Here is a 3,226-nt window from a genome sequence, read left to right as displayed (position 1 = left end):
GCCCCCGTCCTGGAGGTCTCCCCGCTGCGCGGCCAGACCGTGAAGATGCCGCGGATCCGCAAGGTCATCGGCGACAACATGGTCAAGGCCCTGCACGAGCAGGCCCAGCTGTCCTCGGTGGTCGAGGTCGACGTCACCCGCCTGATGAGGCTGCGCACCCAGGCGAAGGACTCCTTCGCGGCGCGTGAGGGCGTCAAGCTCTCCCCGATGCCGTTCTTCGTCAAGGCCGCCGCCCAGGCGCTGAAGGCCCACCCGGTCATCAACGCGAAGATCAACGAGGCCGAGGGGACCATCACCTACTTCGACACCGAGCACATCGGTATCGCGGTGGACTCCGAGAAGGGCCTGATGACCCCGGTCATCAAGAACGCCGGTGACCTCAACATCGCCGGTATCGCCAAGGCCACCGCCGACCTGGCGGCGAAGGTCCGCGGCAACAGGATCACGCCGGACGAGCTGGCCGGTGCGACCTTCACCATCTCCAACACCGGTTCGCGTGGCGCGCTGTTCGACACGATCATCGTGCCGCCGGGCCAGGTCGCGATCCTCGGCATCGGCGCCACCGTCAAGCGCCCGGCCGTCATCGAGACCGAGGAGGGCACGGTCATCGGCGTGCGCGACATGACCTACCTGACCCTCTCCTACGACCACCGCCTGGTGGACGGCGCCGACGCGGCCCGTTACCTGACGGCGGTCAAGGCGATCCTGGAGGCGGGCGAATTCGAGGTCGAGCTCGGCCTCTGATCCGCTAGGGACACGTGTGCGGCGCCCCCGTCCGGAGCATTCCGGGCGGGGGCGCCGCTTTGCCCGTTCTTGGCCTTGACGGCGTGTAAGCCTCGTCTCACCTGCGTGAAAGCGCCCGCATGCGCCCTCCCGCGCGCCGCCGACCGCCGTATTGTCTAAGCGTCAACGCCCTCGGGGACCCGCCGGTCCCCCGCTAAGGAGCCCTTCATGACCGCGCCCCTCGTCCACTCGCTGCGCGAGCAGATCCGCGAGCACATCGTGGAGGGGATCGTCAGCGGGCGCTGGAAGCCGGGCGAGCGGATCGTGGAGCGGCGGATCGCGACCGAGCTGGAGGTCAGCCAGACGCCGGTGCGGGAGGCGCTGCGCGAGCTGGAGTCGCTGCGGCTGATCGAGTCGGCGCCCAACAAGGGCGTACGGGTGCGGAACCTGACCGCCGCCGACCTGGAGGAGAGCTACCCGGTCCGGGCCGGTCTGGAGGCCATCGCGGCGGAGCTGGCGGCCCAGCGGCTGGCGGAGGACTGCTCGGCGCTGGAGGCGCACGTGGCCGCGCTGTACGAGGCCGACCGCAAGTCCGACGGCACGGCCCAGGTGCGGCACACGGTGGCCTTCCACCGCGAGATGGTCCGCGCGGCCGGCAACTCGGTGCTGCTGCACACCTGGGAGGGCCTGGGCATCGAGGTGTTCACCGCACTGTCGATCCGCTGGCTGGGCACGGTCCAGCAGTCGTACGCGGAGGAGCACGAGGAGCTGGTGCAGGCGTTCCGCAGGCGCGATCCGCGGATCGCCGAGCTGGTGAAGGCGCACGTCCTCGGCTGCGCGCCGCGAGCTTGATCCCGTCGGGCACTTTCCCCACCACCTGCGAAAACCAAGCGAAAACGCGGCACGCGGTGCCCATTTCCAAGACACCGCGTGCCGACTTTCTGGCAATCGAAGGATTTTGATCGCAAACCTTTGATCGATCATCGATCAGGGGGTTAGAGTCACCGCTGGGCTTCCACCAAAGCCTCACGCCCTGTCCTGCCAAAGACCTAGGGCACCCCCGAACCCTTCGACTGAGGGAACCCCTTCGACTGAGGAAGGCGGCGACATGACCGACCCCCACGCCATCCAGCCGAGCGAGCTCGACCAGCTCCCGGACCGCGACCCCGAGGAGACCGCCGAATGGCAGGCCTCCCTGGACGCCGTCGCCAAGGCGGCCGGGCCGCACCGTGCCGCGTACCTGATGCGCCGCACACTGGAGCGTGCCGAGGGCATCGGCGTCGCCCTGCCCAAGCTCCTCGAGACGGACTACGTCAACTCCATCCCGACCGCCGCCGAGCCGGCCGTCCCCGGTGACGAGGCCCTGGAGGCCCGTATCACCGCCTGGAACCGGTGGAACGCGGCGGCGATGGTGACCCGCGGCAGCAAGTACGGCGTCGGCGGCCACATCGCCACCTTCGCCTCCGCCGCCTGGCTGTACGAGACCGGCTTCAACCACTTCTTCCACGGTAAGGAGGGCGACGGCTCCGGCGACCAGCTCTACATCCAGGGCCACGCCTCCCCGGGCATCTACGCCCGCGCCTTCCTCGACGGCCGGCTGACCGAGCAGCACCTGGACAACTTCCGCCAGGAGACCGGCGGCAACGGCCTGCCCTCCTACCCGCACCCGCGCCGCCTGCCCTGGCTGTGGGAGTTCCCGACGGTGTCGATGGGCCTCGGCCCGATCTCCGCCATCTACCAGGCCCGGTTCAACCGCTACCTCACCAGCCGCGACATCAAGGACGTCTCCCAGTCCCACGTCTGGGCGTTCCTCGGCGACGGCGAGATGGACGAGCCCGAGTCGACGACCGCGCTCACCCTCGCCGCCCGCGAGCAGCTGGACAACCTCACCTTCGTCGTCAACTGCAACCTGCAGCGCCTGGACGGCCCGGTCCGCGCCAACTTCAAGATCGTGCAGGAGCTGGAGGCCCAGTTCCGCGGCGCCGGCTGGAACGTGATCAAGACGCTGTGGGGCTCGGCCTGGGACGAGCTGTTCCGGCTCGACACCACGGGCGCGCTGGTACGCCGGCTGCGCGAGGTGCCGGACGCGCAGATCCAGACGTACCAGACCCGCGACGCGGCCTACATCCGCCAGGACTTCTTCGGGGCCGACCCGGCGCTCGTGGAGATGGCGAGGCTGCTGAGCGACGACAAGATCCTCGAGTGCTTCCACCTCTCCCGCGGCGGCCACGAGTCCCGCAAGGTCCACGCCGCGTACAAGGCGGCCCTCGCCCACAAGGGCGCCCCGACGGTGATCCTGGCCCAGACGGTCAAGGGCCACACCCTCGGTGAGGGCTTCGCGTCGAAGAACGCCAACCACCAGATGAAGAAACTGTCGGTGGACGAGTTCAAGGCGATGCGCGACCGCCTCGAACTGCCCATCCCCGACAGCGCCTTCGCCGACGGCCAGGTCCCCTACGCCCACCCCGGCGCCGACTCCCCCGAGGTGCGCTACCTCCAGGAG

Annotated in this window: 2 protein-coding genes and 1 pseudogene; all 3 read left to right on the top strand. The window is 69.5% G+C overall.

Annotation, left to right across the window (positions count from 1 at the left end):
• Window positions 1-744, top strand: a 744-nt coding sequence (locus C1I97_RS33905; protein ID WP_181447031.1) for a 2-oxo acid dehydrogenase subunit E2, incomplete at its 5' end; no start/stop codon positions are given.
• A gap of 207 nt (window positions 745-951) precedes the next feature.
• A complete protein-coding gene (locus C1I97_RS33900) occupies window positions 952-1,575 on the top strand; it encodes a GntR family transcriptional regulator (RefSeq protein WP_111006842.1) in 624 nt (207 codons plus the stop codon).
• A 256-nt stretch (window positions 1,576-1,831) separates the two neighbouring features.
• Window positions 1,832-3,226 (top strand): annotated as a pseudogene (locus C1I97_RS33895) (pyruvate dehydrogenase (acetyl-transferring), homodimeric type); the annotation flags it as partial.

The organism is Streptomyces sp. NTH33 (assembly GCF_003236365.1).
GTDB lineage: Bacteria > Actinomycetota > Actinomycetes > Streptomycetales > Streptomycetaceae > Streptomyces.
This window is presented reverse-complemented; position numbering and strand designations above follow the sequence as displayed.

What these genes read in the sequence shown, in the direction of transcription:
- C1I97_RS33900 (WP_111006842.1), top strand. Translation starts at nt 952, where the DNA reads ATGACCGCGCCCCTCGTCCACTCGCTGCGCGAGCAGATCCGCGAGCAC.